Source organism: Modicisalibacter sp. 'Wilcox' (genome assembly GCF_010993675.1).
Classification (GTDB): Bacteria; Pseudomonadota; Gammaproteobacteria; order Pseudomonadales; family Halomonadaceae; genus Modicisalibacter; species Modicisalibacter tunisiensis.
Genome location: NZ_WNXF01000001.1, coordinates 90,051 through 116,078 on the forward strand (window position 1 = coordinate 90,051; position 26,028 = coordinate 116,078).

Below are 26,028 nucleotides of genomic sequence, written 5' to 3' on the forward strand. Positions count from 1 at the left end.
GGGTGTACCCCGGGGGGCGGCCGCGGCCTCAGGAACCGCCGGCCTGCCCGGCCCCGGACGGGGTCGGGCTGTTCAGGTAGCGGAAGAAGTCGCTGTTCGGATCGAGCACCAGCAGGTCCTGCTTGCCATCGAAGCTGTCCTTGTAGGCGTTGAGGCTGCGATAGAAGCGGAAGAACTCGGTGTCCTGCTGATAGGCCTTGGCGTAGATCGACGCCGCCTCGGCATCGCCCTGACCGCGCAGCGTCTCGGCCTTGGACTGTGCCTCGGCGAGCAACACCTGACGGCGACGCTCGGCATTGGCACGGATCTTCTCGGCCTGCTCCTGTCCCTGGGCGCGGTACTCGCGCGCCTCGCGGTGGCGCTCGGTACGCATCCGCTCGTAGACCGCCTGGGTCACCTCGTCGGGCAGGTCGATGCGCTTGATACGGATGTCGAGGATCGCCACCCCGAGCTCCTTGCGCATGATCTGGTCAAGCTCGTGGGTGGGCTCCGACATCAGCTGGTCGCGCTTCTCGGCGATAATCTCCTGGAGCTCGAGCTTGCCGAACTGGTTGCGCAGCGCCTCGTCGACCCGCGGCGAAATCAGCCGTTCGGCACTCTGCTCGTTGCCGGAGGTCGCCTCATAGTAGCGGGCCGGGTCGACGATCTTCCACTTGACGTAGGAGTCGACGATCACCGCCTTCTTCTCCAGCGTCAGGTAGCGGCTGGTGTCGGTGTCCAGCGTCAGCACCCGGGCGTCGAAGGTGCGCACCGTGTTGGTGACCGGCACCTTGAAATGCAGCCCCGGCTGGATGTTGGCCTCGACGATCTCGCCGAAGCGCAGCTTGATGGCCCGCTGGGTCTCGTCGACGATGTAGAGGCTGTTGCTGCCCACCCAGGCGAGTACGGCGACGCCGGCGACGATGAGCAGGGAACGGTTATTGATCATCAGCGGCCCTCCCTGCGGATACCCTGCGACTGCGTGGTGGTGCTGCGGCTCGAACGGCTGCCGGTGTCGTCATTGCGCATCTGCTCGAGCAGCGACGGCGAGACATCGACCTTGGCATCCGAGGATGCCGCCTTGTCGCCATTCAGCCCCAGCTTGTCCAGCGGCAGCACCATCAGCGGGCTGCCCTTGTCGATGTCCAACAGCACCTTGCTGGTCTTCGACAGCACCTCGGACATGGTGTCCAGATACATGCGGTCGCGCATGACCTGCGGTGCCTGGCGGTATTCGCCGAGCAGCGAGTTGAAGCGGTTGGTCTGACCCTGCGACTTGGCCACCACCGATTCGCGATACCCCTGGGCCTGCTCGATCATGCGCTGAGCCTGACCCTGGGCCTCGGGGATGATGGCGTTGGCGTAGCCGATGGCGTCGTTGATCATGCGCTGACGGTCCTCGCGCGCCTTGATCACATCGTCGAAGGCATCCTGCACAGCATCCGGCGCCGAGGTGGACTCGACGTTGATCGCCTGGATGCGCACACCGATGCCGTAGTTGTTGAGGTACGACTGCAGCCGGCTGGAGACGGTGTCCGCCAGCAGCTCGCGACCCGAGGTCAGGATGTCGTCCATCTCGGTGCCGCCGACCACATGGCGCAGCGCCGAATCGAGGGCGTTCTCGATGGACAGCTCCGGCGTGCGCACATTGAGGAGGTAGTCGCGCGGGTTGGCTACCTGGTACTGGGCGGAGATCTCGACCTGGACGATGTTCTCGTCCTTGGTGAGCATCGACTTGGTCTGGGAGATCGAGCGGACCCGGGTCACGTTGACCATGCGCACGTCATCGACGATCGGCGCGTTCCAGTGCAGGCCGGGATTGACCACGTCCTGGAACTTGCCGAAGCGCAGCACCACGCCACGTTCGGACTGGTCGACCAGATAGAAGCCGGAGGCCGCCCAGATCGCCAGTGCGACCACCGCCAGCAGGCCCGGCAGGGCGAAGGTGCTGCGCTTGCCGCCGCCCCCCCCGCCACTGCCACTGCCACCGCGCTTGCCGCGACCGCCGAGCATGCGGTTGAGCTTGTCCTGAAACTTCTTCAGCGCCTCGTCGAGGTCGGGCGGCCCCTGGTTGTTGCCGCCATTGCCGTTGCCGCCGCCGCCTCCGCGTCGGCCGCCACCGCTCCAGGGGTCATGCTGATTGCCGCCCCCACCTGGCTCGTTCCAAGCCATACGTCGTCTCCACTAAGCAAGGTTGCGATAGGCATCGATGGTCGGTCGGCTCCGGCCGCCCAATCGAATCAGTCCCGGATGCCGTCGGCCCAGGCCGGCGGCGCGAGCTCCTCCGGTGGCAGGTAATCCTCGGCGTTCTCGCCCTGGCGGGCGAGCAGCTGCAGGAACTCGCGCCGGGGCAGACGCACCGACAGCAGGGTGTGTCCCCGCTCGTCGAAGCGCTCTTCCCGGACCGCGTCCAGTGCGTGCAGCCCCGCCCGTAGCCTACCCTGTTCGGGCGCCAGCGTCAGGTCCAGCTCGAGCAGATCCTCGGCCAGGCGTTCGGACAGCGCCTGGGCAAACAGCTCGAGGCCCTGGCCGTCGCGGGCGGACAGCCAGACCTCCTCGGGCATGCCGTGGCCGTCGCGCTCGATGCGCGGCGCGCTGTCGAACAGGTCGACCTTGTTCATGACACGCAGGCAGGGCACCTGGTCGGCGCCGATCTCGGCGAGCACCTTGTTGACCTCGGCCACGTTCTGCTCGCGGTCGGGATCGGCACAGTCGATGACATGCACCAGCAGCGTCGCCTCGGCCGCCTCCTGCAGGGTGGCCTGGAAGGCCTCGACCAGCTTGTGCGGCAGATGACGGATGAAGCCCACGGTATCGGCCATCACCACCGGGCCCACGTCGGGAATCTCCAGCCGGCGCAGGGTCGGGTCCAGGGTCGCGAACAGCTGGTCGGCGGCATAGACCTCGGAGGCGGTCAGGGCGTTGAACAGCGTCGACTTCCCGGCGTTGGTGTAGCCCACCAGCGAGACACTGGGAATCTCGGCACGCGCGCGGGCACGACGGTTCTGCTCGCGCTGGCTGCGCACCTTGTCCAGGCGCTTGTGGATCGCCTTGATGCGACCGCGCAGCAGGCGGCGGTCGGTCTCGAGCTGGGTCTCGCCCGGCCCGCGCAGGCCGATGCCGCCCTTCTGGCGCTCGAGGTGGGTCCAGCCGCGCACCAGGCGGGTGGACATGTATTCCAGCTGGGCCAGTTCGACCTGCAGCTTGCCCTCGTGGGTGCGCGCCCGCTGGGCGAAGATATCCAGAATCAGCCCGGTTCGGTCGAGCACGCGACATTTCAGGGCGCGCTCGAGGTTGCGCTCCTGGGACGGACTCAGGCCATGATTGAAGATCACCAGCTCGGCGTGATGGATCGCGAGCAACTCGCGCAGCTCCTCCACCTTGCCGCTGCCGATGAAGGTACGTGGATCGGGACGCCGCCGGCTCCCCTGCATGAGGGTCGCCGGCTCGGCCCCGGCGGAACGCACAAGCTCCAGGAACTCACCCGGGTCTTCGCGCTCCTGTTCGTCCTGGAAGTCGATATGGACGAGTACCGCCGTTTCACCGGCGTCGGGACGTTCGAAAAACAATCAATGCCTCGCGATCAGCTTTCCTGGGCCGCGTTGGGATCCTGGGCCGGCAAGCGCACGTTGCGCGACGGCACCACGGTAGAGATGGCATGCTTGTAGACCATCTGGCTGACCGTGTTGCGCAGCAGGATGACGAACTGGTCGAAGGACTCGATCTGACCCTGCAGCTTGATGCCGTTGACCAGGAAGATGGACACCGGAATGCGCTCCTTGCGCAGGATGTTCAGGTACGGGTCCTGGAGGGACTGCCCTTTGGACATTTTGCTCTCCCTAACTGTCTCTCGTTAATGTCATTTTAATGGTTGGCCTTGCATGGCCCGCCCTCACGCCGGGCACGCCGCCAGCGTCAGAACAAGGCTCCATACTACGCTAAGTGCTGCACCGGCGCACGATTTTCAAGGTCTCGCCGAGCGGGTCGGCGGACAGGGCATCGACCCAGTGCAACCCCGCCCAGGAACGCAGCCAGGTCAGCTGTCGCTTGGCCAGCTGACGGGTGGCCACGACCCCGCGGTGATGCAGCTCCTCGGCGCTCAGGCGGCCGTCGAGATGCATCCATGCCTGACGATAGCCGACACTCTTGATCGCCGGAAGATCGGCATGCAGGTCACTGCGACATTTCAGCGCACGTACCTCGTCGAGGAACCCGGCCTCGAGCATCGCCTCGAAGCGTACGGCGATGCGGCGATGCAGCACCGCCCGCTCGGCCGGCGCCAGGCCGATGGGAATGACGCGCCAGGGCAATGGCTCGGCCTGCTGCTCACGCCACAGCACGCTCATCGGCCGCCCGCTCAGGCGCTGGACCTCGAGGGCGCGCAGCAGACGCTGCGGGTCGTTGGGGTGGATGCGCGCCGCCGACTCGGCATCGACACGCGCCAGCTCGGCGTGCAGCGCCCCGAGTCCGTCGCGCGCCGCCCATTCCTCCAGTTCGGCACGCACCGCCGGATCGGCGGCGGGCAGCTCACCCACCCCACCGAGCAAGCTGCGGAAATAGAGCATGGTTCCGCCGACCAGCAGCGGCAACCGGCCGGCGGCCAGGATCTCGTCGATGGCGCGACGGGCGTCATCGCGGAACTCGGCGGCCGAATAGGGTTCGGCCGGGTCGCGGATATCGATCAGCCGGTGCGGAGCGCGGGCCAGCTCGGCCGGCGACGGCTTGGCGGTGCCGATGTCCATGCCGCGATAGACCATCGCCGAGTCGACGCTGATCAACTCGGCATCGAGCCGCTCGCGCAGCGCCATCGCCAGGTCGGTCTTGCCGGAGGCGGTAGGGCCCATCAGCAGCAGGATGGTCGGGCGGCGCGCCGCCGCCGGGGGGTGCTCGTGCATGTGTGTCATTGTCCCCGCAAGAACAGTTTGTCCAGGTCGTGCATCGACATCTCGGTCCAGGTCGGCCGACCGTGATTGCACTGGCCGCTGCGCTCGGTGCGCTCCATGTCGCGCAGCAGCGCGTTCATCTCGGGGATCGTCAGCCGGCGGTTGGCGCGTACGCTGCCATGGCAGGCCATGGTCGCCAGCAGCTCGTTGATGTGGGCCTCGAGCCGGTCGGAACGGCCGTAGCGTTCCAGGTCGCCGAGCATGTCGCGAACCAGCGGCTCGACGTCGGCCTGGGCCAGCAGGGCCGGCACCTGGCGCACCAGCAGGGTCTCCGGTCCGGCCACATCGAGCTCCACGCCCAATCGCCGGAAGGCGTCGTGGCACTGCTCGGCGGTTTCCACCGCATTGGCGCTCACCGCCAGCGACACCGGCACCAGCAAGGGCTGGGCGTCGAGGGCCCCGCCATGCACCTGGGTCTTCATGTGCTCGTAGGTGATCCGCTCGTGGGCGGCGTGCATGTCGACCACCACCAGTCCGCGCGTGGTCTGCGAGAGGATATAGACCCCGTGCAGCTGGGCGACGGCATAGCCCAGCGGCGGCGTCCCGGTCGGATCGTCCTCGGGCAGTGCCTGCCGGGCATCCGCGGCCTGCCGCCGCTCGTCGAGCGCCACACCGGCCGCCGCCCCGCCCACTTCCGGCTCGGTCTGGGGGGTCAGCAACTGCGTCTCGTGATCGGGATGCAACGCCCGATAACCGGCCATGAACTCGCGCACCCGATCGGCCCCGGGGCGCGATTCCCGGGCATGCTCGCCAACGCCCCGCAGCGCCATGGGCTGCTGGCGCCAGGCCGGTGACACGGACGGCTGCTCGGCGGCCTCGGCCGCCGGATCCGGCGCGCCGGCTGCCGTCGATGACGGCTCGCCACCCGCCTCGTCCTGTGCCTCGGGACGCACCTCGCCCAGCGCCCGGTGCAGGCTCGAGAACAGGAAATCGTGAACCAGGCGGCCGTCGCGGAAGCGCACTTCATGCTTGGTCGGGTGGACATTGACGTCGACCACCGCGGGATCGAGCTCCAGATAGAGCACGAACACCGGGTGGCGACCATGAAAGAGCACGTCCCGATAGGCCTGGCGTATGGCATGGGCCACCAGCCGGTCGCGCACCACCCGACCGTTGACGAAGAAATACTGCTGATCGGCCTGGGCCCGCGAATGGGTGGGCAGGCCGACCCAGCCCCACAGCCGCATCCCCGAAGCCTCGATATCCAGGTGCAGGGCGTTGTCGAGAAACTTGCCGCCCAGCAGCGCCGACACCCGCCGCTCGCCGGCCTCGCCGCCAGCGGCGGGTCGCAGCTGATGCACGGTCTTCTGGTTGTGGCGCAGCACCCAGCCGATATCGTAGCGCGACAGCGCCAGGCGCCGGAACGCTTCCTCGAGATGGCCGAACTCGGTCTTCTCGGTACGCAGGAACTTGCGCCGTGCGGGGGTGTTGAAGAACAGGTCGCGGACCGTCACCGAGGTACCCCGGGGATGGGGCGCCGGCGACACTCGCGGCTCCATCTGCCGCCCTTCGGCGACTACACGCCAGCCGCCGCGCGGATCGTCGGTGGCATTGGACACCAGCTCGAGACGCGCCACCGAACTGATCGAGGCCAGCGCCTCGCCGCGAAAGCCGAGGCTGGCCACCCCCTCGAGCTCCTCGAGGGAGAGGATCTTGCTGGTGGCATGCCGCGACAGCGCCAGCGGCAGGTCATCCTCGGTAATGCCGCCGCCATCGTCGCGCACCTTGATCAGCCGCGCGCCGCCGGCCTCGAGCTCGATCTCGATGCGCCGGCTGCCGGCGTCGATGGCGTTCTCGACCAGCTCCTTGAGCACCGAGGCGGGCCGCTCGACCACCTCGCCGGCGGCGATCTGGTTGGCCAGACGCGGGTCGAGAACCCGTATGCGTCGCGGCGTTTCGACAGTCATCACGCTCATCACCCCCGGGGAATCCGCAGTACCTGCCCCACCCGGATCGCGTCGCCCTTCAGCGAGTTGGCCTCGCGCAGGGCGCTGAGCGACACCTGGTGGCGCGAGGCGATCTCGGAGAGGGTATCGCCGGGCTGAATGCGATACTCGTTGGCCTGTCGGCCACGCTGCTGATCACGCTGCCAGGCCAGCAGGCTGTTGGGCGGCGGATTCTGGTGGAAGTGCGCGTCGAGCCCGGCGAAGATCGCCTGCGCCAGCTTGCGCTGATAGGCGCTGCTGGTCAGCCGCCGCGCCTCGTTCGGATTGGAGATGAAGCCGGTCTCCACCAGCAGCGAGGGAATGTCCGGCGACTTGAGCACCACGAAGCCGGCCTGCTCGACCCGCGACTTGTGCAGGTCGTTGATGCGGTCGAGCCGGTCGAGCACCTGGCTGCCGGCAGCCAGCGAGTCGTTGAGCGTGGCGGTCATCGTCAGGTCCAGCAGCACCCCGCGCAGCACGCGATCCTTGTCGGCCAGGTTGAGGTTGCCGTCGACCCCGCCAATCAGGTCGGAACGGTTCTCGCTGGCGGCCAGCCACTTGGCGGTCTCGGAGGTCGCGCCGCTTTGCGATAGGGCGAAGACCGAGCTGCCGTGGGGGCGCGGGCTCTTGAAGGCATCGGCGTGAATCGAGACGAAGAAATCCGCCTTCTGGTCGCGGGCCAGCAGGGTGCGCTGGCGCAGCCCCACGTAATAGTCGCCGTCACGAATCAGTACCGCCTTGAAGCCCGGCGCGGCATCGATGATCTGCTTGAGCCGACGGGCGATGGCCAGCGTGACGGTCTTCTCGCGCACGCCCCCTGAACCGATGGCCCCCGGGTCCTCGCCGCCGTGACCGGCATCCACGGCGATGATGATATCGCGCTTGGGATGCGGCTTGGCCTTCTCCCGGGCGCCGACCGTGGCCGGTTCGGCCTTGCCGCCCGCCTTCGCCTGGGTCTTGGCCAGCCCGGCGGAGATTTCCTGGTCACGGATCATCGCCTCGATGGGGTCGATCGGATCCTTGACCGCGCTCTCGCCGGGATACTCGAGATCCACCACCAGACGGTGGCCGTACTGCTCGTTGGGCGGCAGGGTGAAGTGACGCTGCTCGACCCGACGATTGAGATCCAGCACGACCCGCAGGTCCTTGCCATGGCGTACGCCGGTACGGATGTCGTCGATGGCGCTGTCGCTGACGTCGGGCGTGCCCGCCCCCGAGGCCAGCCGGGTGTCATCCAGATCGACGACCAGTCGCCGCGGGTTGTCGAGCGAGAAGATGTTGGCGTCGGGCGCCGCACTGAGGTCGAACACCAGACGCACGTGGTCGGGCGCCGCCCACAAACGCAGGTTGTCGAGCGTGTTGGCCTCGGCGGGCATGGCACCCAGCACCACGGCGCCGACGAGCAGCGTCATGGCCAGACGAGACAGGCGGGCACGGAATGTGGCGACACGCTCCCTCATGGCGATTGCCGGCCCTCGACCTCGTCATCCCCAAGCCGGGCAAGCACCGCTCGCCCACGCTCGGTACCCGCCTGCAACCGGGCACTGCGCCCCGTCGCGGCCACCCGCAGGGTGACGATGAGATCCGCCGCGGGCAGGAAACCCTCGCCACGGCTCGGCCACTCGACCACGCTCACCCCCTCGTCGTCGAGCAGCTCGCGCCCGCCGATGAACTCCAGCTCCTCGGGATCGCCCAGGCGATAGAGGTCGAAGTGATTCACCCGGGCCGTGGGCAGGGTGTAGGGCTCCACCAGGGTATAGGTGGGGCTCTTGACCGCTCCCTGATGACCGTAGGCCCGCAGGATACCGCGCGTCAGGGTGGTCTTGCCGGCGCCCAGCTCGCCCTCCAGGTAGAGGCGCCCCCGGCCGGCCAGGGCCCGCCCCAGGGCCTCGCCGAAGGCTACCTGGGCGGCTTCGTCGGGCAGTGAGATATCCATCGTCGTCACGGGATCAGCCATTCGCCAAGATTCGCGCATAGGATGCCAGATCACCCGCCAGCAGGCCACGCTCACCCCGCTCGGCCACCGCCCGGTCGGCGGCGCGGGCATGCAGCACCACGCCGACCCGCCCTGCTACCTCCAGCGTCAGTCCCTGGGCGACCAGCGCCCCCAGCAACCCCGAGAGCACATCGCCCATGCCGCCGCTGGCCATGCCGGGGTTGCCGAAAGGGCAGAGCCCGACCCCCTCCGGGCCGGCCACCAGGCTGCCGGCGCCCTTGAGGATCACCGTGCCGCCGCGCTCGGCCTGCAGGCGCTTCACCGCCGCCAGCCGGTCGATCTGGATTTCACGCCCCGAGCAGCCCAGCAGTCGCCCGGCCTCGCCCGGGTGCGGCGTGAGCAGCCAGTCGTCGCGGCGCGTGCCGGGCCAGCACGTCACCAGCAGATTGAGGGCATCGGCATCCACCACCAGCGGCTTGCCCGCCTCCAGCGCCGCCTGCAGCAGCCCCTGCCCCCAGGCGCCCTGCCCCAGCCCGGGGCCGACGACGATCACATCCGCGCCGTCGAGCAGTGCCGTCGCGTCTCCGACGCCGCGCACGCCGCGAGCCATCACCTCCGGCGTGCGCGTCAGGCTGGCGCTGACATGCTCGGGCGCGGTGGCCAGGCTGACCTTGCCGGCCCCCAGCCGGGCCGCGGCCTGGCTGGCCAGCAGGGCGGCACCGCCGAAGCCCGGCGCCCCGCCGACGACCAGCACATGGCCGAAATCGCCCTTGTGGCTGCCTCGCGCGCGCGGCGGCAGCGCCTCGCCGACGATCCCGGCGCCCAGATACTCGGCGGCCGGCGTCAGATTCTCGTGGGCCTCGGCCGGCACGCCCAGATCGCGGAAGGCCAGCTCGCCGACCTGATCCGCGGCCTGGCCGGTGTGCAGCCCCAGCTTGTCGGCGATGAAGGTGACCGTGAGATCGGCCCGCACCGCGCAGCCCAGCACCGCCCCGCTATCCGCCGCCAGCCCCGAGGGGATGTCGACGGCCATCACCGCCCGGCCGCTGGCGTTGATGGCTTCGATCACCCCGGCATAGGGCTCGCGCACCTCGCCGCCCAGCCCGGTGCCGAGCAGGGCATCGACCACCACCTCGCCGTCCAGCGAGGTATCGGCCTGCCACGGCTCGGCGCGCAGCCCGGCCAGCACCGCCATCTCGTGGGCGCGGGCCGCCTCGCCCTTGAGCGCCTCGGGCTCGCGCACCGCGAGCAGCTGCACCGAAAGCCCCTCGCAGGCGGCGAGCGCGGCGATCACGTAGCCGTCGCCGGCGTTGTTGCCGGAACCACAGAGGACGCTCAACCGTCGCGCCTCGGGCCAGCGGCGACGCAGCTCGGCATAGGCGGCCTGCCCCGCCCGGCGCATCAACGCGAAGCCCGCCGCGTCATCACCGGGCTCGGCGCTGGCAGCGATCACCCGCCGATCGATTTCACGCACCTGATCGGCCAGATAGAGCGAACGACAGGAATGGCTCGACATTGTCTCCTCCGCGGTAGGACCATGGTTTGGCGAATCTGGCGAATAGTGTAGGCTGCGGCTCTTTCTTCCTGCACCTGCAGCCTTCCTGCAGCACCAGCGACCCGACGTGGACTCATGACCGTCAGCCATCCCCGACAGCCCGACGCCCGCGACCTGGCCGACCCGAGCGATCTGGCCGCACGCATCAAGCAATGGGGCCGCGAACTGGGTTTCCAGCAGGTCGGTATCACCGACACCGACCTGGAAAGCCACGAGCACCATCTCGAGCGCTGGCTGGCCGCCGGCCATCACGGCGAGATGGACTACATGGCCCGGCACGGCACCAAGCGCACTCGCCCGGCCGAACTGGTGCCCGGCACGCTGCGGGTGATCAGCGCGCGCATGGACTACCTGCCGCCCGAGGTCGAGACGACGAAGATGCTCGGCCGACCCGAGAAGGCCTATGTCTCGCGCTATGCGCTGGGTCGCGACTACCACAAGCTGATTCGCAAGCGCCTGGCCGAGCTGGCAAGACGCATCGAGGCCGAGGTCGGCGCCTTCGGCTACCGTGCCTTCGTCGACTCGGCGCCGGTAATGGAGCGCGCCCTGGCCCAGAAGGCCGGGCTGGGCTGGTTCGGCAAGAACGCCATGCTGCTCAACCCCCGGGCCGGCTCACTGTTCTTCCTCGGCGAGCTCTACACCGACCTGCCGCTGCCGGTGGATGCGCCCTTCGAGGGCGAGCACTGCGGCAGTTGCAGCGCCTGCCGTACGGCCTGCCCCACCGGGGCGATCGTCGACGACAAGGTGGTCGACTCGCGGCGCTGCATCTCGTACCTGACCATCGAACTGCATGGCAGCATTCCCGAGCAGTACCGCGAGGCGATCGGCAATCGCGTCTACGGCTGCGACGACTGCCAGCTGGTCTGCCCCTTCACCCGCTTCACCCGGGTCAGCCGCGAGGGCGACTTCGCCCCCCGCCACGACCTGGACCGCGCCGACCTGCTGACCCTGTTCGCCTGGAGCGAGGCGGAGTTCCTCGACAGGACCGCGGGCAGCGCGATTCGCCGCATCGGCTATGAACGCTGGCTGCGCAACCTCGCCGTGGGGCTGGGCAACGCGCCCTGGAGCCGCGCCGTCGAGGCCGCGCTGCGCGCCCGGCTCGCCTACCCCTCGGAGCTGGTTCGCGAGCATGTGCGCTGGGCCCTCGCGCGCCAGCGCGACAAGCGGCAGGCACGGATCGCCAGCGGCTGATTCCACTCAGTCGCGACTGAAGTCGCTCCCACACAAGGATCGACTCTCCGAGACAGCCAGTAGCCACCTTGCCCTTGTGGGAGGGGATTCATTCCCGACAACGGCGTTTCCGCCGTCGACTCATCGCGAATAAACGCACTCCCGCGACACCTGAGCCCTCACTCCTCCTCGTCGTGCCTCGGCGCCTCGAGGTTGAGGAAGGTGCGCCGATAGTGGCGCAGCTCGGCGACCGACTCGCGAATGTCGTCCATAGCCTGATGGCTGGCGCGCTTCTCGAAGCCCTTGAGCGCCGCCGGATTCCAGCGCTTGGCCAGTTCCTTGAGGGTCGAGACGTCGAGGTTGCGATAGTGGAAGAACGCCAGCAGTTCGGGCATCTCCCGCTCCAGGAAGCGCCGGTCCTGATGGATGCTGTTGCCGCACATCGGCGAGGAGCTGGCTTCCACGTGCTGCTTGAGAAAGGCCAGCGTCTGGCGTTCGGCCTCGGCGGTATCCACCGTGCTGGCCTTGACCCGGTCGATCAGCCCCGAGTCGCCGTGGGTCTTGGTATTCCAGTCATCCATGCCCGCCAGCAGGGCATCGGACTGCCTGACGGCGATCACCGGCCCCTCGGCGATCGGGTTCAGCTCGTTGTCGGTGATCAGGGTGGCGATCTCGATGATGCGCTCCCGATCGGGGTCGAGCCCGGTCATCTCGAGATCGATCCATACCAGGCAATCGTTGCGCGGGGCGGCGGCGTCGGCCATCGGGGACTCCTTGATCGGTGGCGGCGCTGCCCGATCCGGCGAAGGGGTCGGACAGCGGCGGCGTGGCTGGTTACAATGCCTGCCATTGTACGCTTCGCCGAGGCCCCATGAGCAAACGCAAGCTATCCCGTCAGCAGCGCTGGCGCGTCGAGAAGATCCAGGCCGAACGCGCGGCCCGTGCCGAGCGCCAGGCCGAGCGCGAGACCCGGTCGCTGGAGGCCGGCGAATACGGTCCGGAACAGCCCGGGCGCGTGATCGCCCACTTCGGCCGCACGCTGGACGTTCGCGGCGACACCGGGGCGAGCCTGCATCGCTGTCACCTGCGCGCCAACCTCGAGGGCCTGGTCACCGGCGACCGGGTGGTCTGGCGCCGGGCCGCCGACGACAGCGGCGTGGTGGTGGCCCGCGACTCACGCGACAACGTCCTCGAGCGCCCCGACGCCCGCGGCCTGCTCAAGCCGGTGGCGGCCAACATCGACCAGATCCTGATCGTCTTCGCGGTCGAGCCCGCGCCCTTCGCCAACCTGATCGACCGCTACCTGGTGGCCGCCGAGGCCACCGGCATCACGCCGGTGCTGGTGCTCAACAAGACCGACCTGCTGCCCGAGGACGGCGGCGCCCTCGCGCACCTGCTCGAGCGCTACCGCAGCCTCGGCTACACGGTGGTACGCGCCACTACCCGGGGCGACACCGGCCTCGACGCCCTGCACGCTCAGCTCACCGGACGCACCTCGGTGTTCGTCGGCCAGAGCGGCGTGGGCAAGTCCTCGCTCATCGACCGCCTGCTGCCGGACCAGGCGCTGCGCATCGGCGCGCTCTCCGAGGACTCGCGCAAGGGCACCCATACCACCACCACCGCCCGGCTCTACGCCCTGCCCGCCGGCGGCGAGCTGATCGACTCGCCGGGCATCCGCGAGTTCGGTCTCGGCCACCTCGACGCCGCACAGATCACCGACGGCTTCGTCGAGTTTCGCGACTACCTGGGCCGCTGCCGGTTCCGCGACTGCCGCCATCGCGACGAACCCGGCTGCGCCCTGCAGGCGGCGATCGACGCCGGCGAGATCAGCGCCGAGCGCTTCGCCAGCTACCGCCGCATCCTCGACGAACAGGCCGGTCGCTGAGCCGCGACGGCACGCCGCGCCACGGCGGTCGCCAGCCGCCGGCGGCTGTGACATCATCCGGACATCCGCTGACCGAAAGGAGTCGCCGATGAGCTCTGAAGACAACCTGCTGCCGCTGATCGTGGAGCCTGCCCGGCTCGCCGAGCAGCTCGACGCCCCCCAGCTGCTGATCATCGACGTGCCGCTCAAGGCCGAGAGCTACGACGAGGGACACGTGCCCGGCGCGGTCTTCCTCGATCACCGCCGGCTGATGGCCGGCAGCGGCGACGTGCCCAACGACGTGCCCGACGAGGCCGCGCTGTCCGAGCTGTTCGCGTCGCTGGGCCTGACCCGCGACACCCATGTCGTGGCCTACGACGACGAGGGCGGCGGCTGGGCCGGACGCCTGCTGTGGACCCTCGAGCTGATCGGCCACACCCGCTACTCCTACCTCAACGGCGGCATCCGGGCCTGGCGCGCCGACGGGCTCGAGACCAGCCGCGAACCGAGCCTGCCGCACCCCAGCGACTATCAGGCCGAGATCCGCCACCCCGAGGCACTGATCACCCGCGACGAGCTGCTCGAGCGCTTCGACGACCGGACGCTGGCCGTCTGGGACGCCCGCTCTCCCGAGGAGTACCGTGGCGAGAAGGGCCAGAACCGCCGCCTCGGGCATATCCCCGGCGCCGTCAACCTGGAGTGGACCCGCGCCATGGACCCCGAGCGTGGTCTGCGCATCCGCGACTACGCCGAGCTGGTCACCGAGCTCGAGGCCCTGGGGCTGACCCCGGACATGGAAGTGGCGACCCACTGCCAGAGCCATCACCGCAGCGGCTTCACCTGGCTGGTCGGCAAGGCGCTGGGCTTCGAGCACATGCGCGGCTACGCCGGCTCCTGGAAGGAATGGGGGAACCGCGACGACACCCCGGTCGAGACACCCTGAGCCCGAAGCCCGCATATTGCGCTCCCCGGCCGCCACGACTATCGTGGCGGCTTCGTTTTCCAGCCGTGGATGCCTGCCGTGGATCGCGCCCAGCTGTTCGCCCTGAGCCAGTACCCTCTGCCCCATCACGGGCTGTCGCGCCTGATCGGCCGCGTCGCCGAATGCCGCACGCCGTGGCTGAAGGACCGGCTGATCCGGCGCTTCATCCGCACCTTCGACGTCGACATGAGCCAGGCCCGCGAACCCGATCCGCGCGCCTACCCGTGCTTCAACGACTTCTTCACCCGTGCGCTGCGCGACGATGCCCGGCCGCTCGGCGAGGGGCTGGTCTCGCCCGCCGACGGCCTGCTCTCGCAGTCCGGGCGCCTCGAGGACGGCACCCTGGTCCAGGCCAAGGGACGGCACTACTCGCTGACCACGCTGCTCGGCGGCGACGCCGACCGGGCGGCGGCCTTCCGCGGCGGCAGCTTCGCCACCATCTACCTCTCGCCGCGCGACTACCACCGCGTGCACATGCCGCTGGACGCCACCCTGCGCGAGATGGTCTACGTCCCCGGCCGGCTGTTCTCGGTCAATCTGGCCACCGCCGAGCATGTCCCCGACCTGTTCGCCCGCAACGAGCGCCTGGTGTGCTTCTTCGACACGCCCCAGGGGCCGCTGGCGATGGTGCTGGTCGGGGCGATGATCGTGGCGGCGATCGAGACCGTGTGGGCCGGGCAGATCACGCCCCTGGCCGGACGCATCCAGAGCACCCGCTTCGACACCCCGGTGGAGCTGGCCCGCGGCGCGGAGATGGGCCGCTTCAAGCTGGGCTCGACGGTCATCCTGTGCACCGCCGAGCCGGTGGCATTCCGCCAGGACCTGCAGGCCAATGCCAGCCTGGTGCGCATGGGCCAGTCGCTGGGCGAGCTGCCGGGCACGCCGGCCGCCGCCGATCAAGCCGAGCGCCTGCCCGGCACCGCGGACTGAGAGCCTGTACCAGGCCAGGGGCGGCACGAGAAGTCAGCGCGTAGATCCCTCGGGGCTTGACGCCGGGAAAGCCCGCCCCGTCTTCCGGTCGGCCGCATCGGCACCCCGCAGGACGTCGCCGAGGGGATCGCCTGCCTGCTGTCAGGCTGGACAGGTTGAACCGCCGAAGCTACCTGAAACGTGGATGGCGGCGTCATGGCCGCCGCCACCAAAAGCCAGTGGTACTGCGACCGGCTTCCCGAATCGCCGGGGGCCGCCCCTCTTCCCATGCCTGGAGGAACGATCATGCTCGTCAATGCCGACTTCACGCGTCGCGTCAACGTGACTCCGGACCAGCACCGGTGGGTCACCTCGCCCCAGGGCGGTGTCGAGCGGGTGATGCTCGACCGCATCGGGGCCGAACAGGCCCGTGCCACCAGCCTCGTGCGTTACGCCGCCAGCTCCCACTTCCCGGCTCACCGGCACCCCGGTGGCGAAGAAATCCTGGTGCTTTCCGGCATCTTCTCCGATGAGGGTGGCGACTATCCATCCGGCTGGTATATACGCAATCCGCCAGGCTCATCCCACCAGCCCTTCAGCCACGAGGGAGCCACTATCTTCGTCAAGCTGCGGCAGATGTCGCCGGATGATGACAGCCAGGTGCGCATCGATACTGGCGATTCGACGAACTGGCACCGTCAAGAGGGTCGCGACGTCTGCCCTCTGTTCTCCCGTGGCACCGAGCGCGTCAGCCTGCAGCGCCTGGCGCCGAACGCTGCCTTTCCCGACGAGACAGCGGGCGGCGCCGAACTGCTGGTACTGAAAGGTGAACTGGTCATCGGGGGGCAAGGCCATCCGCCGGATAGCTGGATCCGCCTGCCCGTCGGCGATCAGCCACGGCTAATTGCCGGCCCGGAGGGTGCCACCTTCTATCTGAAGACCGGTCATCTGAGCCGGATAACAGCAGAGGCCTCTGAATGCGCACCACGCGTATAGCCATCGTCGGGGCGGGACTGGCGGGCCTGTATGCCGCTTTCCTGCTCGAGAAATCAGGCATTCGAGACTACCTGCTCCTCGAGGCCCGTGACCGCCTCGGAGGCCGCATTGAATCGGCGTCCGCATCAGGGACATCGCCGGAAACGGTCGACCACTTCGATCTCGGACCGACCTGGTTCTGGCCCGGCTTCCAGCATCGGCTGGGCTGTCTCGTCGAGGAGCTGGGCCTGGAGCGTTTCGCGCAGTTCGAGACCGGAGACATGCTGATGGAGCGCTCGCCCGACGAGCCTCCCACGCGGCTGCAAGGCTTCGCGAACTCACCCCCCTCGATGCGCCTGATCGGTGGGATGGGCGCGCTGGCCGATGCCCTCCACCGGCGACTGGATACGGCACGTATCCTCACCGGCCAGAGGGTTCATCACCTGCGCGCGACAGCATCGCACATCGAGCTGGACAGCGAAGACGCATCCGGGCGAACCATGATCCAGCGTGCCGAGAGGGTGCTGCTGGCAGTGCCGCCGCGACTGGCCGAGGACAGCATCACCTTCTCCCCCTCCCTGCCGCGGGCACTTGCCCGGCAGTGGCGCGGGACGCCCACCTGGATGGCGCCCCACGCCAAATACATCGCCCTCTACGATGATCAGCCGTTCTGGCGCGAACAGGGACTCTCCGGCGAGGCCCGCAGCGCCCTCGGCCCGCTGGGCGAGATCCACGACGCATCCGTGCCAGGCGGCCATGCGGCGCTGTTCGGCTTCCTTGGCGTGCCTGCACAGACCCGAAAAAGCGTTCCCGATGATCAACTCCGCCTGCACTGTCGCGTTCAGATGGCGCGCCTGTTCGGCCCTCGGGCCGCGACACCGGCAGTCGACTTCATCAAGGACTGGGCTCAGGATTCCTGCACGGCCACCGTCGCCGACCGGCAACCGACCGCCCAGCACGCCGCAGCACCCGACGCCACGGCCACGACCGGGCCCTGGCATGAACGCCTGACCGGTATCGCCAGCGAGTGGTCACCCCGGTTCCCGGGCTACCTCGCCGGCGCCATTGAGGCTGCCGATCTGGGCGTACAGGCATTGCCCGAGTTCCGCAAGTGAGCCAACCCGGCAGTCTCGGGCTAAAGCACTTCCTTCCATTCCGGCACGTCCACCCTTCATGGCGGTCAGATGGCAAGGGTAGCGCCCAGGCCGCGCCAGGTCTTGTTGCCGGAGCGAGAAGCGTTCTGAATCAGACTCAGCAGCGCGACGCGGGAAAAGCCAGCACCTCGGCCAGCTCGCGGTGGCCCAGCACCAGCTGGATCAGCCGATCGATGCCCAGTGCCACCCCGCTGCCTTCGGGCATGCCCGCCTCGAGCGCGGCGATCAGGCGCTGGTCGACGTCCACCGCGGGCTTGCCGGCGGCCTCACGGGCGGCGTTGTCGGCGGCGAAGCGGGCGGCCTGCTCGTCGGCATCAACGAGTTCATCGTAACCGTTGGCCAGCTCCAGGCCGTCGACGTAGAGCTCGAAGCGCGCGGCCACAGCGTCGCCCTCGTCATCGACGCCGTGGCGCGCCAGCGCCGCCTGGCTGGCCGGGTAGTCCACCACCACGTCGATACCCTCGCGCCCCAGATACGGCTCGATGCAGAAGCTCATCAGCAGGTCCAGACAGCCGTCGCGATCGGCGTCACGCATGTCCAGACCGCCCCGCTCCCCGGCCAACTGGCGCAGGTCTTCGAGTGGCGTGGTGAATGGATCGACAGTCAGCATCTCGCGAAACAGCGAGCGGTAGCGATGCCGGCGACAGGCGCCGCGCCCGGGCAGCAGGGCTCTCACCAACGCCTCGGTCTCGTCGATCAGCGCCGCCAGCGAGAAGCCCGGCCGGTACCACTCGAGCATGGTGAACTCGAGATTGTGCCGCGCTCCCGTCTCGCCGTCGCGGAAGCAGCGCGCCAGCTGGAAGATCGGCCCGCTGCCCGCCGCCAGCAGGCGCTTCATGGCGAACTCCGGTGAGGTCTGCAGCCACAGTCGCTCACGCCCCGCCGGCGTCCTCGCCTCGGTGCACAGCGAATCCAGATGCACTTCGGTGCTGCCGCCGTGGCCCAGCACCGGCGTCTCCACCTCCAGCACGTCGCGCTCGGCGAAGAACGCCCGTACCCGAGCCAGCAGCCGCGCCCGCTCGCGCAGCGTCGCGATCTCTGCCGTGGGCTGCCAATCGCTTGCCATACTCTTCCTCTAACGCAAAAGCCACGCCCGTAAGCGTGGCAATAACTGTTCATGACCGGGAGAACTCATCCCAGAGAAGAGCCCCTGGGCAGGCGCGTCATGAGCGACGATGAGACAAGGCGAAGCCGGGCGAGTCGGCGGAATTTACTCCAGTAAATGAGCAAGCCGATCGGACTCGCGCCCGAGCCCGGCTTCAACGCCGTATCATCGAGCGCAATAGCGCCGATTACGCTCTAGAGACATACTCGCCGGAGCGCGTATCCACCTTCAGCACCTCGCCCTCGTTGATGAACAGCGGCACCCGCACCACCGCGCCGGAGGACAGCGTCGCCGGCTTGGAGCCGCCCTGGGCGGTGTCGCCCTTCAGGCCGGGGTCGGTCTCGGTGACTTCCAGCTCGATGAAGTTCGGCGCCGAGACGCTGATCGGGTTGTCGTTCCACAGCGTCACCGTGTAGGCCACCTGTTCCTTGAGCCACTTCTCGGTGTCGCCCAGCGCCCGCTTGTCGACCGCATACTGCTCGAAGGAGCCGTCGGTCTTCATGAAGTGCCACATCTCGCCGTCGTTGTAGAGGTACTCCATCTCCAGCTCGAGGACGTCGGCGGCTTCCAGCGATTCCCCGGACTTGAAGGTGCGCTCCCAGACACGGCCGGTCATCAGGTTGCGCAGCTTGACGCGGTTGAAGGCCTGGCCCTTGCCCGGCTTGACGAATTCATTGTCGACGATGGCACAGGGATCGCCGTCCAGCATCACCTTCAGACCGCCCTTGAATTCGTTGGTAGAATAGCTCGCCATGATTCCTCGCTGATGATCTCGGCGCGCCGCCTGGCGGCCACGCACGTAATGTTTTCGGCCAGGCCGCACGGCCTCGCCCCATCGAATGGTGCCCCGAATGATAACCCGAAGCCCGCGTCTTTTGCAGCGCACGGACGCCGTGCCCGCCGCCCCGATTCACCGGACCGGATCCTGGCAGACCCAGTTGAGCCATGCCGTGCGCGACCCGCGCGAACTGCTCGCGCGTCTCGGCCTCGAGGCCGGCTGGCTGCCCGGCGCCGAGGCCGGTGACGAGCTGTTCGCGGTGCGCGTGCCCGAGGCCTACCTGCGGCGCATCCGGCCCAATGACCCCACCGATCCGCTGCTGCGCCAGGTGCTGCCGGTGACGGACGAGACCCGCACACCACCGGGCTTCGTCACCGACCCGCTGGCCGAGGCCGAGCACACCCCGCGGCGCGGGCTGATCCACAAGTATGCCGGGCGCGTGCTGCTGATCACCAGCCCGACCTGCGCGATCAACTGCCGCTACTGCTTCCGCCGCCACTTCCCGTATGCCGAGAATTCGCCGTCCCGCGCGCAGTGGCAGGAAAGCCTCGACTACCTGCGTGCGGACCCGAGCATTCGCGAGGCGATCCTCTCGGGTGGCGATCCGCTCGCCTCCAGCGATGCCCGCCTGGCGTGGCTGGTCGATCAGCTGGCGGCGATCCCGCACCTGCAGCGGCTGCGCCTCCATACCCGGCTGCCGGTGGTGATTCCCGACCGGATCGACGACGCCCTGCTGGACTGGCTGGCCGCCACGCGCCTGCAGACGGTGATGGTGCTGCACATCAACCACCCCGCCGAGATCGACGACGCGGTGATCGCCGCCTGCGCACGGCTGAAGGACGCCGGCGTGACCCTGCTCAACCAGAGCGTGCTGCTGCGTGGCGTCAACGATGACGTGGCCGTGCTTGCCGAGCTGTCGGAGGCGCTGTTCGCCGCCGGCATCCTGCCCTACTACCTGCACGTGCTGGACCCGGTGGCCGGCGCGGCACACTTCGACGTGCCCGACGCCGAGGCGCGCGCCCTGCACCGGGCCCTGCGCGATCGCCTGGCCGGCTTCCTGCTGCCGCGGCTGGTGCGCGAGATCCCCGGCGAGGCAAGCAAGACGCCCCTGTAAGCCGTGAGCGACAAGAAAACCCCCAGGCAAGGCCTTGGGGGTCATTACTTTCAGCTTACCGCTTACCGCTTACCGCTGCCTGAACTCGGCTCAGGCCAGCGTCTCGGCGGTGACGTTGGGGGCCACGGCCCGGTCGGCGGTCAGGTGGCGGTTGATCGCCCCCAGCACGGCCTTCATCGAGGCGCTGGTGATGCTCTCGTCGATGCCCACGCCGAACACCGACTGGTCCGCGATGCGCACTTCCACGTAGGCGATCGCCTCGGCGTCGGAGCCCTGGCCGCGGGCGTGCTCGTGGTAGTCGATGATCTCGATGTCGCGGCCGTCGGCGGCCAGCGCCTTGACGAAGGCATCCAGCGGCCCGTTGGCGATGCCCCGCACCTCGCGGGGGGCGCCGTCGACGGCCAGCGTCGCCTCGAGCTGCAGGCGCGGCCCGTCGTCCTCGGAGCTCAGGCGATGATGCAGCAGGCGGTAGTGGGAATCCGCCGCCAGGTACTCGTCGGCGAAGGCCTGGTGGATCATCTCCGCGGTGATCTCGCGGCCGGTACGCTCGGCCACCGCCTGCACCACCTGGCTGAACTCGATGGACAGCCGGCGCGGCAGCTCGATGCCGTACTCCTCCTCGAGCAGATAGGCCACGCCGCCCTTGCCCGACTGGCTGTTGACGCGGATCACCGCCTCGTAGGTGCGGCCCACGTCGAGCGGGTCGATGGGCAGATAGGGCACGGCCCAGATGCCCTCGGGGTTGTCGCGGCGCTCGGCCATGCCCTTCTTGATGGCGTCCTGGTGCGAACCGGAGAACGCGGTGAACACCAGATCGCCCACATAGGGGTGACGCGGGTGTACCGGCAGCTGGTTGCAGTGCTCCACCTCACGCATGATCGGCGTGATATTCGAGAAGTCGAGCTCCGGGTGTACGCCCTGGGTGTAGAGGTTCATCGCCAGGGTGACGATGTCGACGTTGCCGGTCCGCTCGCCATTGCCGAACAGCGTACCCTCGACCCGATCGGCGCCGGCCATCACCCCCAGCTCCGCCGCGGCGACGCCGGTGCCGCGGTCGTTGTGCGGGTGCAGGCTGACGATCAGGCTGTCGCGCCGCGCCACATGCCGGCAGAACCACTCGATCTGGTCGGCGTAATGGTTGGGCGTGGCGATCTCCACGGTGGCCGGCAGGTTGACGATCATCGGCGTCTCGGGGGTCGGGCCGTAGGTGGCACTGACCGCGTCGACGATCTGCACGGCGAAGTCCAGCTCCGTGGAAGTGAACAGTTCCGGCGAGTACTGGAAGGTCCACTCGGTCTCCGGATGCTCGGCCATGCGCTGCTTGATCAGTGTGGTGGCGTCGGTGGCGATCTGGATGCACTCGGCCTTGTCGACGCCGAACACCACCCGCCGGAACACCGGGTCGGTGGCGTTGTAGACGTGGACGATGGCCCGCCTGGCGCCCTTGAGCGCCTCGAAGGTGCGATCGATCAGGTGCGGACGCGCCTGGGTCAGCACCTGGATGGTCACGTCGTCAGGCACCCGGTCGTTCTCGATCAGCTCGCGCACGTAGTCGAAGTCGATCTGCGAGGCCGACGGGAAGCCCACCTCGATCTGCTTGAAGCCGACATCCACCAGCAGCTCGAAGAAGCGCCGCTTGCGTTCCAGGTCCATGGGATCGATCAGTGCCTGATTGCCGTCGCGCATGTCGACGCTGCACCACTGCGGCGGCTGCGTCAGCCGGCGATTGGGCCACTGGCGATCGGGCAGATCGACGGCCTCGAAGGGACGGTACTTGACGGACGGATCGGGCAACATCATGGCGTAGTCTCCTCGGCGTGACGACGACGGGACGCGCGAGCCGGGCCACAACGGCAACGCCCCGCCGACGGCATCGTCGGCGGGGCGTGGCTGGCGGGCTCGACACGTTCCGCGCACCGGCCGGCGACGCGCGCGACAGGGGCCGCGCTCGGCGTCGGGGTGACGGTCGTCATGGGGTATCGGAAAGGATGGAGCGGCATGGGGCTTTCTCGTGATTGGCTGAACGTCCGGACGGCAACACGCCTCGCTTCGGCTTCAGAGGCCGGCGCGCAGGCGTAGTCGTGACGCTAGTGAGAAAGTCGCAATACCGTGTGTCATGGCCTCAAGAAATCAATTCCCGCGGGGCTTGTCAACTCCACCCCGCCCAGCCAAGGCAATCGCGGCCGGCCCTGACGAGGGCGTCGGGGGGCAGCCCGGCCTCACCCCGTGGTCACCGGCTCTGCCACCAGCAACCGCCACAGCGCCTGCGCCTGTTCCGCCGCCTCGCGCCCTCTCTCGGTCAGGTAACCGCCGTCGGCCTGGGTCACCAGCCCCTGATCGTACAGGCGACACGCCGCCGCCACCCGGTCCGGATCCGCCGAGCCGTGGACCTTGAGGCCCTCCTGGCGCGTGTCGAGATTGAACAGGCAGAGCAGATTGAGCGCATCGAGAACATCGGGCGAATAGGTCATGGCAGCCTCTTGGAAAGTCTGTGGCGATGCCTTCACTGTAGCCTGCTCGTCCCCGGTTCGCCCATCGCGACCGCGCCTTAGCAGGGGGTCAAGCCTTCGCCCTCCGGGTCGAGCAGCTGCTCGAAGCGCCCCAGGCGCTCGATCTCGCGCCCCCGGGCCCACTGGTCCAGGCGCCGGTCAGGCGTGAAGCGGTTGCGCACCACGTGCACCAGCGCCGGGTTGCCCTTCTCGTCGAGCCGATGGACCCAGCCGACCGCGCCGCTGGTATAGGCCACCAGGCTGCCGATCGGCTGCAGGCCGAAGCGGCGGATATAGCGCTGCGCCCACTGGGAATCGAACTGCTCGCCGTGGGTCAGCAGGTGGCGATAGATGGCCTCGATGCCCCGGGCGGGGCGGTCCGGGCGGCGCCGCGCCATGGCATCCATGACGTCGACCACCGCGGCGGCCCGGCCCAGCGTCGACAGCGCCTCGCCCGACAGCCCCCGCGGATAGCCGCTGCCGTCGAGGCGCTCGTTGATCTCGACGACCACGCTCCTGATGACGTCCGGCGCCAGCCAGCGACACTCGCCGAGGCGCTCGCGCAGCGTCTCGACGTGTTCCGTCAGCTGCCGGTACTGCGCCTCGTCGAGCTGCCGGGCGGCCAGCAGCGCATCGGGCAGCAGCGCCTTGCCCAGGTCGTGCACCAGCGCCGTGGCCACGACCGCCTTGAGCAGCTCGCGCGGGACCTGGCGGCTGGCCACCAGGTCGGCCAGTCGCGCGGCCACGGCGATGCCGTGCTGCACGATCACCGGCTCGCGATGCAGGCAGCCGGTCGCGAACAGTACCGCCTCGCGGTCCTGCTCCAGCAGGCTCAGCAGCAGGTCGCTGGCCTTCGACAGCCGGGCGCTGTCCACGCGCTGGCCCTGCTTGAGCTCGAGCACCTGGGCATTGATCAGGTCGGCCACCTTGGCCAGACGGCGCGCCATGGGCGTGGCATAGCGTGTCTCGGTGGCGGTCTGGGCCGCCAGCGACGCCTTGTCGGCGGGCGCCTGGAACAGCGGCGACGGCGCCAGGTTGCGGCCGTTGACGGCGTCCCGGGCGCTCTCGCGCTCGATCTCCTTGACCAGATACCACACCAGACGCTCGAAACGCGGCGCCGTGTCGTCGAAGGCAAAGCCGACCAGCGCCCGCTGCCAGCGATCATCCGAGGTGACGTGACGCACCTCGCCGCGTGCCTCGAGGCGCTGGCCGCTGGGGAAGATCGCCACGACCTGATCGAGCGTCTGGCCCTGCTCCAGGTGCACCGCCTCGCCGAGGGGCAGCTGCAGCAGGCAGCCGCCCAGCGAGAGATTCAGCAGTTCACCGCGGATCGTGCGCGTCGTCTCGCCGGTGTCGAGCGTGATCTCCACGGACACCTGCATGCCCGACCTGAGTTCGGCCCGGAAGGCATGGCGGCGGTGCCAGACGTCGAGCGTTCCGGGGTACGGGCACCAGAAGCGCAGGCGTCCGGGCGTGCCGTTCATGGGGCTTGCCGTCATCGGGTGGGTCGAGACCATCGCCCCGCTTGCCTGCCCCGACAACCGGAACGGACGCTCCGCCACCAGACCGCTGGCCACCTCCGGCACCGCCGTCACGTCGAGTATCAGGTGCTCGCCTTCCTGGTACTCGACCAGCAGAACGGAGTGCGGCACCGACGCCCGGTCCTCGAAGATCAGCGAGATATCGCCGGGCTGCGTCAGCCCCTCGAGCATGTCGGCGATTTCCCGCGGATGATCGACCACCTGGGTCGGTGTCTCGCTGAGTGTCTCCATGGATGTGTTTCCCGTCGGGACGGAGCGGCCCGGCCTCCCTGACGCGGCCGCTCCCGATGAGTGGGTGATCAGGCCACGAAATCAGGCTTCCAGGTCCCCGTGGCGATAGCCGATCAGATAGAGCACGGCATCGATGCCCAGCGTGGAGATCGACTGCCGGGCCTGCTGGCGCACCAGCGGCTTGGCCCGAAAGGCGATGCCCAGCCCGGCGGTGGCCAGCATCTTGAGGTCGTTGGCGCCATCGCCCACGGCGATGGTCTGCTCGAGGCGCAGCCCCTCGCGCTCGGCGATCTCGGCGAGCAGCGCCGCCTTGCGATCGGCATCGACGATCGGCTCGCGCACCTCGCCGGTCACCTTGCCGTTCTCGATCACCAGCTCGTTGGCATGAATCTCGTCGAACCCCAGGCGTTGCTGGAGGTGGCGGGCGAAATACGTGAAGCCGCCGGAGAGGATCACCGTGCGATAGCCCAGCCGCTTGAGGTGGGCCATCAACCGCTCGAGGCCGTCCATCAGCGGCAGGCTCTCGGCGATCTCGGCCAGCACCGACTCGTCGAGCCCCCGGAGCCTGGCCATGCGCTCGCGAAAGCTCTGCTGGAAATCCAGCTCGCCGCGCATGGCGCGTTCGGTGACCGCGGCCACCTCCTCGAAGACGCCGTGGCGTCGCGCCAGCTCGTCGATCACCTCGGTCTGGATCAGCGTCGAATCCATGTCGAAGCAGATCAGCCGACGATGCCGCCGCCAGATCGAGTCCTCCTGGATGGCGATGTCCACGCCGTGCATGGCGCCCAGCGCCAGCGCCCGCTCTCGCAGAGCCTCGAGATCGACTTCCTCGCCGCGCAGCCAGCACTCCACGCAGGCACCGTGCTCGGGCGCCTCGCCGTCCAGCGGGGTGCCGCCCAGCGGCTCACGCCCCGACAGGCGGTGGATCAGTTCCACGGTCAGGCCGTGCTCGGCGGTCAGCGCGCCGACCTCGGCGAGAATCCCCGCCGGCAGACGCGGCGCCAGCAGGGTGAGAATCAACCGCGGCCGGCTGGCCTGGGCGCTCCAGCGATGGTAGTCCTCGGCGGCGACCTGGATGGCCTGGACATCGAGCCCCAGGTGGTCGCCGGCCTCGGCCAGCGTGGCCTCGAGGCTGGCATCGTGGTCGAGGCCCACCAGCGCCTCGAAGTCGACGATGCCGAAGGTCACGCTCTGGTTGATGTCCAGCAGCCGCGCGCCGCAGGTGGCCAGCGCCTTGCCCAGGCCGGCCAGCTGGCCGGGCTGGGCGCTGCCCGTGGCACGGATCAGAAATCGTTGTGTCATTGCATCCTCACGTCATGAGTCGCGACGAACTCGGGCCAGGCGCCGCAAGCGGCCACCCCGGCTCGAAGCCCGAAGC

The 26,028-nt window shown here is 68.9% G+C and carries 23 protein-coding genes; 7 read left to right on the top strand and 16 right to left on the bottom strand.

From position 1 onward, the window contains the following. Positions 1-28 precede the first annotated feature (28 nt). From hflC to G7A98_RS00435, 9 genes are all read right to left on the bottom strand, one after another. Positions 29-928 (bottom strand): protease modulator HflC, encoded by a 900-nt coding sequence (gene hflC / locus G7A98_RS00395; RefSeq protein WP_163647514.1) that lies wholly within the window; start codon positions 926-928, stop codon positions 29-31. Continuing rightward, entirely contained in the window at positions 928-2,151 is a 1,224-nt protein-coding gene (gene hflK, locus G7A98_RS00400; RefSeq protein WP_163647515.1) for an FtsH protease activity modulator HflK, read from the bottom strand. The genes hflC and hflK overlap by 1 nt, the downstream gene beginning before the upstream one ends. A 68-nt stretch (positions 2,152-2,219) precedes the next feature. Beyond that, positions 2,220-3,548, bottom strand: coding sequence for a ribosome rescue GTPase HflX (gene hflX, locus G7A98_RS00405; RefSeq protein ID WP_163647516.1), 1,329 nt, complete (start codon positions 3,546-3,548; stop codon positions 2,220-2,222). 14 nt (positions 3,549-3,562) lie between these two features. Further along, positions 3,563-3,808, bottom strand: coding sequence for an RNA chaperone Hfq (hfq, locus tag G7A98_RS00410; protein ID WP_129141100.1), 246 nt, complete (start codon positions 3,806-3,808; stop codon positions 3,563-3,565). Between the two features lie 109 nt (positions 3,809-3,917). Further along, positions 3,918-4,874 (bottom strand): tRNA (adenosine(37)-N6)-dimethylallyltransferase MiaA, encoded by a 957-nt coding sequence (miaA, locus tag G7A98_RS00415; protein WP_163647517.1) that lies wholly within the window; start codon positions 4,872-4,874, stop codon positions 3,918-3,920. A gap of 5 nt (positions 4,875-4,879) precedes the next feature. Next, the gene (gene mutL / locus G7A98_RS00420) at positions 4,880-6,838 is read right to left on the bottom strand and encodes a DNA mismatch repair endonuclease MutL (protein WP_163647518.1); all 1,959 of its coding nucleotides are present in this window, start codon (positions 6,836-6,838) and stop codon (positions 4,880-4,882) included. Next, positions 6,838-8,259: an N-acetylmuramoyl-L-alanine amidase gene (locus tag G7A98_RS00425; protein WP_163647801.1), complete on the bottom strand. Its 1,422-nt coding sequence runs from the start codon at positions 8,257-8,259 to the stop codon at positions 6,838-6,840. Before G7A98_RS00425 ends, mutL begins: the two co-directional genes overlap by 1 nt. Before the next feature lie 44 nt (positions 8,260-8,303). Then, positions 8,304-8,783: a tRNA (adenosine(37)-N6)-threonylcarbamoyltransferase complex ATPase subunit type 1 TsaE gene (gene tsaE / locus G7A98_RS00430; RefSeq protein WP_163647519.1), complete on the bottom strand. Its 480-nt coding sequence runs from the start codon at positions 8,781-8,783 to the stop codon at positions 8,304-8,306. Positions 8,784-8,796: 13 nt separating this feature from the next. Next, positions 8,797-10,299 (bottom strand): NAD(P)H-hydrate dehydratase, encoded by a 1,503-nt coding sequence (locus G7A98_RS00435; protein ID WP_163647520.1) that lies wholly within the window; start codon positions 10,297-10,299, stop codon positions 8,797-8,799. 114 nt (positions 10,300-10,413) lie between these two features. Between G7A98_RS00435 and queG the strand changes: the two genes are divergently transcribed. Beyond that, positions 10,414-11,529 (top strand): tRNA epoxyqueuosine(34) reductase QueG, encoded by a 1,116-nt coding sequence (queG, locus tag G7A98_RS00440; protein WP_163647521.1) that lies wholly within the window; start codon positions 10,414-10,416, stop codon positions 11,527-11,529. A 158-nt stretch (positions 11,530-11,687) separates the two neighbouring features. Here queG and orn read toward each other — a convergent pair whose 3' ends face one another. Then, positions 11,688-12,272, bottom strand: a complete 585-nt coding sequence (orn, locus tag G7A98_RS00445; protein WP_163647522.1) for an oligoribonuclease — start codon at positions 12,270-12,272, stop codon at positions 11,688-11,690. A gap of 107 nt (positions 12,273-12,379) precedes the next feature. Between orn and rsgA the strand changes: the two genes are divergently transcribed. From rsgA to G7A98_RS00470, 5 genes are all read left to right on the top strand, one after another. Continuing rightward, the gene (gene rsgA, locus G7A98_RS00450) at positions 12,380-13,393 is read left to right on the top strand and encodes a small ribosomal subunit biogenesis GTPase RsgA (protein WP_163647523.1); all 1,014 of its coding nucleotides are present in this window, start codon (positions 12,380-12,382) and stop codon (positions 13,391-13,393) included. An 88-nt stretch (positions 13,394-13,481) separates the two neighbouring features. After that, positions 13,482-14,315, top strand: coding sequence for a rhodanese-like domain-containing protein (locus G7A98_RS00455; protein WP_163647524.1), 834 nt, complete (start codon positions 13,482-13,484; stop codon positions 14,313-14,315). 78 nt (positions 14,316-14,393) lie between these two features. Continuing rightward, on the top strand, positions 14,394-15,284 hold the full coding sequence (gene asd, locus G7A98_RS00460; protein ID WP_240464637.1) for an archaetidylserine decarboxylase: 891 nt from the start codon (positions 14,394-14,396) through the stop codon (positions 15,282-15,284). A 195-nt stretch (positions 15,285-15,479) separates the two neighbouring features. Continuing rightward, positions 15,480-16,259, top strand: a complete 780-nt coding sequence (locus G7A98_RS00465) for a cupin domain-containing protein (protein ID WP_240464638.1) — start codon at positions 15,480-15,482, stop codon at positions 16,257-16,259. Further along, the gene (locus tag G7A98_RS00470) at positions 16,241-17,353 is read left to right on the top strand and encodes an FAD-dependent oxidoreductase (RefSeq protein ID WP_163647526.1); all 1,113 of its coding nucleotides are present in this window, start codon (positions 16,241-16,243) and stop codon (positions 17,351-17,353) included. The genes G7A98_RS00465 and G7A98_RS00470 overlap by 19 nt, the downstream gene beginning before the upstream one ends. 136 nt (positions 17,354-17,489) lie before the next feature. Here G7A98_RS00470 and epmA read toward each other — a convergent pair whose 3' ends face one another. Both epmA and efp read right to left on the bottom strand, forming a co-directional pair. Continuing rightward, positions 17,490-18,458 carry an EF-P lysine aminoacylase EpmA gene (gene epmA, locus G7A98_RS00475; RefSeq protein WP_163647527.1) on the bottom strand — a complete coding sequence of 323 codons (969 nt, stop codon included), beginning with the start codon at positions 18,456-18,458 and terminating at the stop codon, positions 17,490-17,492. A gap of 226 nt (positions 18,459-18,684) precedes the next feature. Next, the gene (efp, locus tag G7A98_RS00480; protein ID WP_163647528.1) at positions 18,685-19,251 is read right to left on the bottom strand and encodes an elongation factor P; all 567 of its coding nucleotides are present in this window, start codon (positions 19,249-19,251) and stop codon (positions 18,685-18,687) included. A gap of 97 nt (positions 19,252-19,348) precedes the next feature. Between efp and epmB the strand changes: the two genes are divergently transcribed. After that, entirely contained in the window at positions 19,349-20,389 is a 1,041-nt protein-coding gene (gene epmB / locus G7A98_RS00485) for an EF-P beta-lysylation protein EpmB (protein WP_163647529.1), read from the top strand. A 90-nt stretch (positions 20,390-20,479) separates the two neighbouring features. Here epmB and leuA read toward each other — a convergent pair whose 3' ends face one another. The 4 genes from leuA to serB form a co-directional block, all read right to left on the bottom strand. Continuing rightward, positions 20,480-22,189, bottom strand: a complete 1,710-nt coding sequence (leuA, locus tag G7A98_RS00490; protein ID WP_163647530.1) for a 2-isopropylmalate synthase — start codon at positions 22,187-22,189, stop codon at positions 20,480-20,482. A gap of 419 nt (positions 22,190-22,608) precedes the next feature. After that, complete coding sequence (locus G7A98_RS00495; protein WP_163647531.1) at positions 22,609-22,860, bottom strand: TIGR02647 family protein; 252 nt, start codon at positions 22,858-22,860, stop codon at positions 22,609-22,611. 77 nt (positions 22,861-22,937) lie between these two features. Then, on the bottom strand, positions 22,938-24,650 hold the full coding sequence (locus tag G7A98_RS00500; RefSeq protein ID WP_163647532.1) for an HD domain-containing phosphohydrolase: 1,713 nt from the start codon (positions 24,648-24,650) through the stop codon (positions 22,938-22,940). Positions 24,651-24,731: 81 nt separating this feature from the next. Then, complete coding sequence (serB, locus tag G7A98_RS00505; RefSeq protein ID WP_163647533.1) at positions 24,732-25,952, bottom strand: phosphoserine phosphatase SerB; 1,221 nt, start codon at positions 25,950-25,952, stop codon at positions 24,732-24,734. Between the last annotated feature and the right edge of the window lie 76 nt (positions 25,953-26,028).

Bases quoted from the DNA above. Each gene is read 5' to 3' on its own strand.
- G7A98_RS00465 (WP_240464638.1), top strand. From the start codon at position 15,480: ATGGCCGCCGCCACCAAAAGCCAGTGGTACTGCGACCGGCTTCCCGAA.
- efp (WP_163647528.1), bottom strand. From the start codon at position 19,251: ATGGCGAGCTATTCTACCAACGAATTCAAGGGCGGTCTGAAGGTGATG.
- G7A98_RS00435 (WP_163647520.1), bottom strand. From the start codon at position 10,299: ATGTCGAGCCATTCCTGTCGTTCGCTCTATCTGGCCGATCAGGTGCGT.
- queG (WP_163647521.1), top strand. From the start codon at position 10,414: ATGACCGTCAGCCATCCCCGACAGCCCGACGCCCGCGACCTGGCCGAC.
- G7A98_RS00470 (WP_163647526.1), top strand. From the start codon at position 16,241: ATGCGCACCACGCGTATAGCCATCGTCGGGGCGGGACTGGCGGGCCTG.
- hfq (WP_129141100.1), bottom strand. From the start codon at position 3,808: ATGTCCAAAGGGCAGTCCCTCCAGGACCCGTACCTGAACATCCTGCGC.
- tsaE (WP_163647519.1), bottom strand. From the start codon at position 8,783: ATGGATATCTCACTGCCCGACGAAGCCGCCCAGGTAGCCTTCGGCGAG.
- mutL (WP_163647518.1), bottom strand. From the start codon at position 6,838: ATGAGCGTGATGACTGTCGAAACGCCGCGACGCATACGGGTTCTCGAC.
- G7A98_RS00455 (WP_163647524.1), top strand. From the start codon at position 13,482: ATGAGCTCTGAAGACAACCTGCTGCCGCTGATCGTGGAGCCTGCCCGG.
- G7A98_RS00500 (WP_163647532.1), bottom strand. From the start codon at position 24,650: ATGGAGACACTCAGCGAGACACCGACCCAGGTGGTCGATCATCCGCGG.
- hflK (WP_163647515.1), bottom strand. From the start codon at position 2,151: ATGGCTTGGAACGAGCCAGGTGGGGGCGGCAATCAGCATGACCCCTGG.
- epmB (WP_163647529.1), top strand. From the start codon at position 19,349: ATGATAACCCGAAGCCCGCGTCTTTTGCAGCGCACGGACGCCGTGCCC.
- hflC (WP_163647514.1), bottom strand. From the start codon at position 928: ATGATCAATAACCGTTCCCTGCTCATCGTCGCCGGCGTCGCCGTACTC.
- G7A98_RS00425 (WP_163647801.1), bottom strand. From the start codon at position 8,259: ATGACGCTGCTCGTCGGCGCCGTGGTGCTGGGTGCCATGCCCGCCGAG.
- rsgA (WP_163647523.1), top strand. From the start codon at position 12,380: ATGAGCAAACGCAAGCTATCCCGTCAGCAGCGCTGGCGCGTCGAGAAG.
- epmA (WP_163647527.1), bottom strand. From the start codon at position 18,458: ATGGCAAGCGATTGGCAGCCCACGGCAGAGATCGCGACGCTGCGCGAG.
- G7A98_RS00495 (WP_163647531.1), bottom strand. From the start codon at position 22,860: ATGACCTATTCGCCCGATGTTCTCGATGCGCTCAATCTGCTCTGCCTG.
- miaA (WP_163647517.1), bottom strand. From the start codon at position 4,874: ATGCACGAGCACCCCCCGGCGGCGGCGCGCCGCCCGACCATCCTGCTG.
- leuA (WP_163647530.1), bottom strand. From the start codon at position 22,189: ATGATGTTGCCCGATCCGTCCGTCAAGTACCGTCCCTTCGAGGCCGTC.
- orn (WP_163647522.1), bottom strand. From the start codon at position 12,272: ATGGCCGACGCCGCCGCCCCGCGCAACGATTGCCTGGTATGGATCGAT.
- serB (WP_163647533.1), bottom strand. From the start codon at position 25,952: ATGACACAACGATTTCTGATCCGTGCCACGGGCAGCGCCCAGCCCGGC.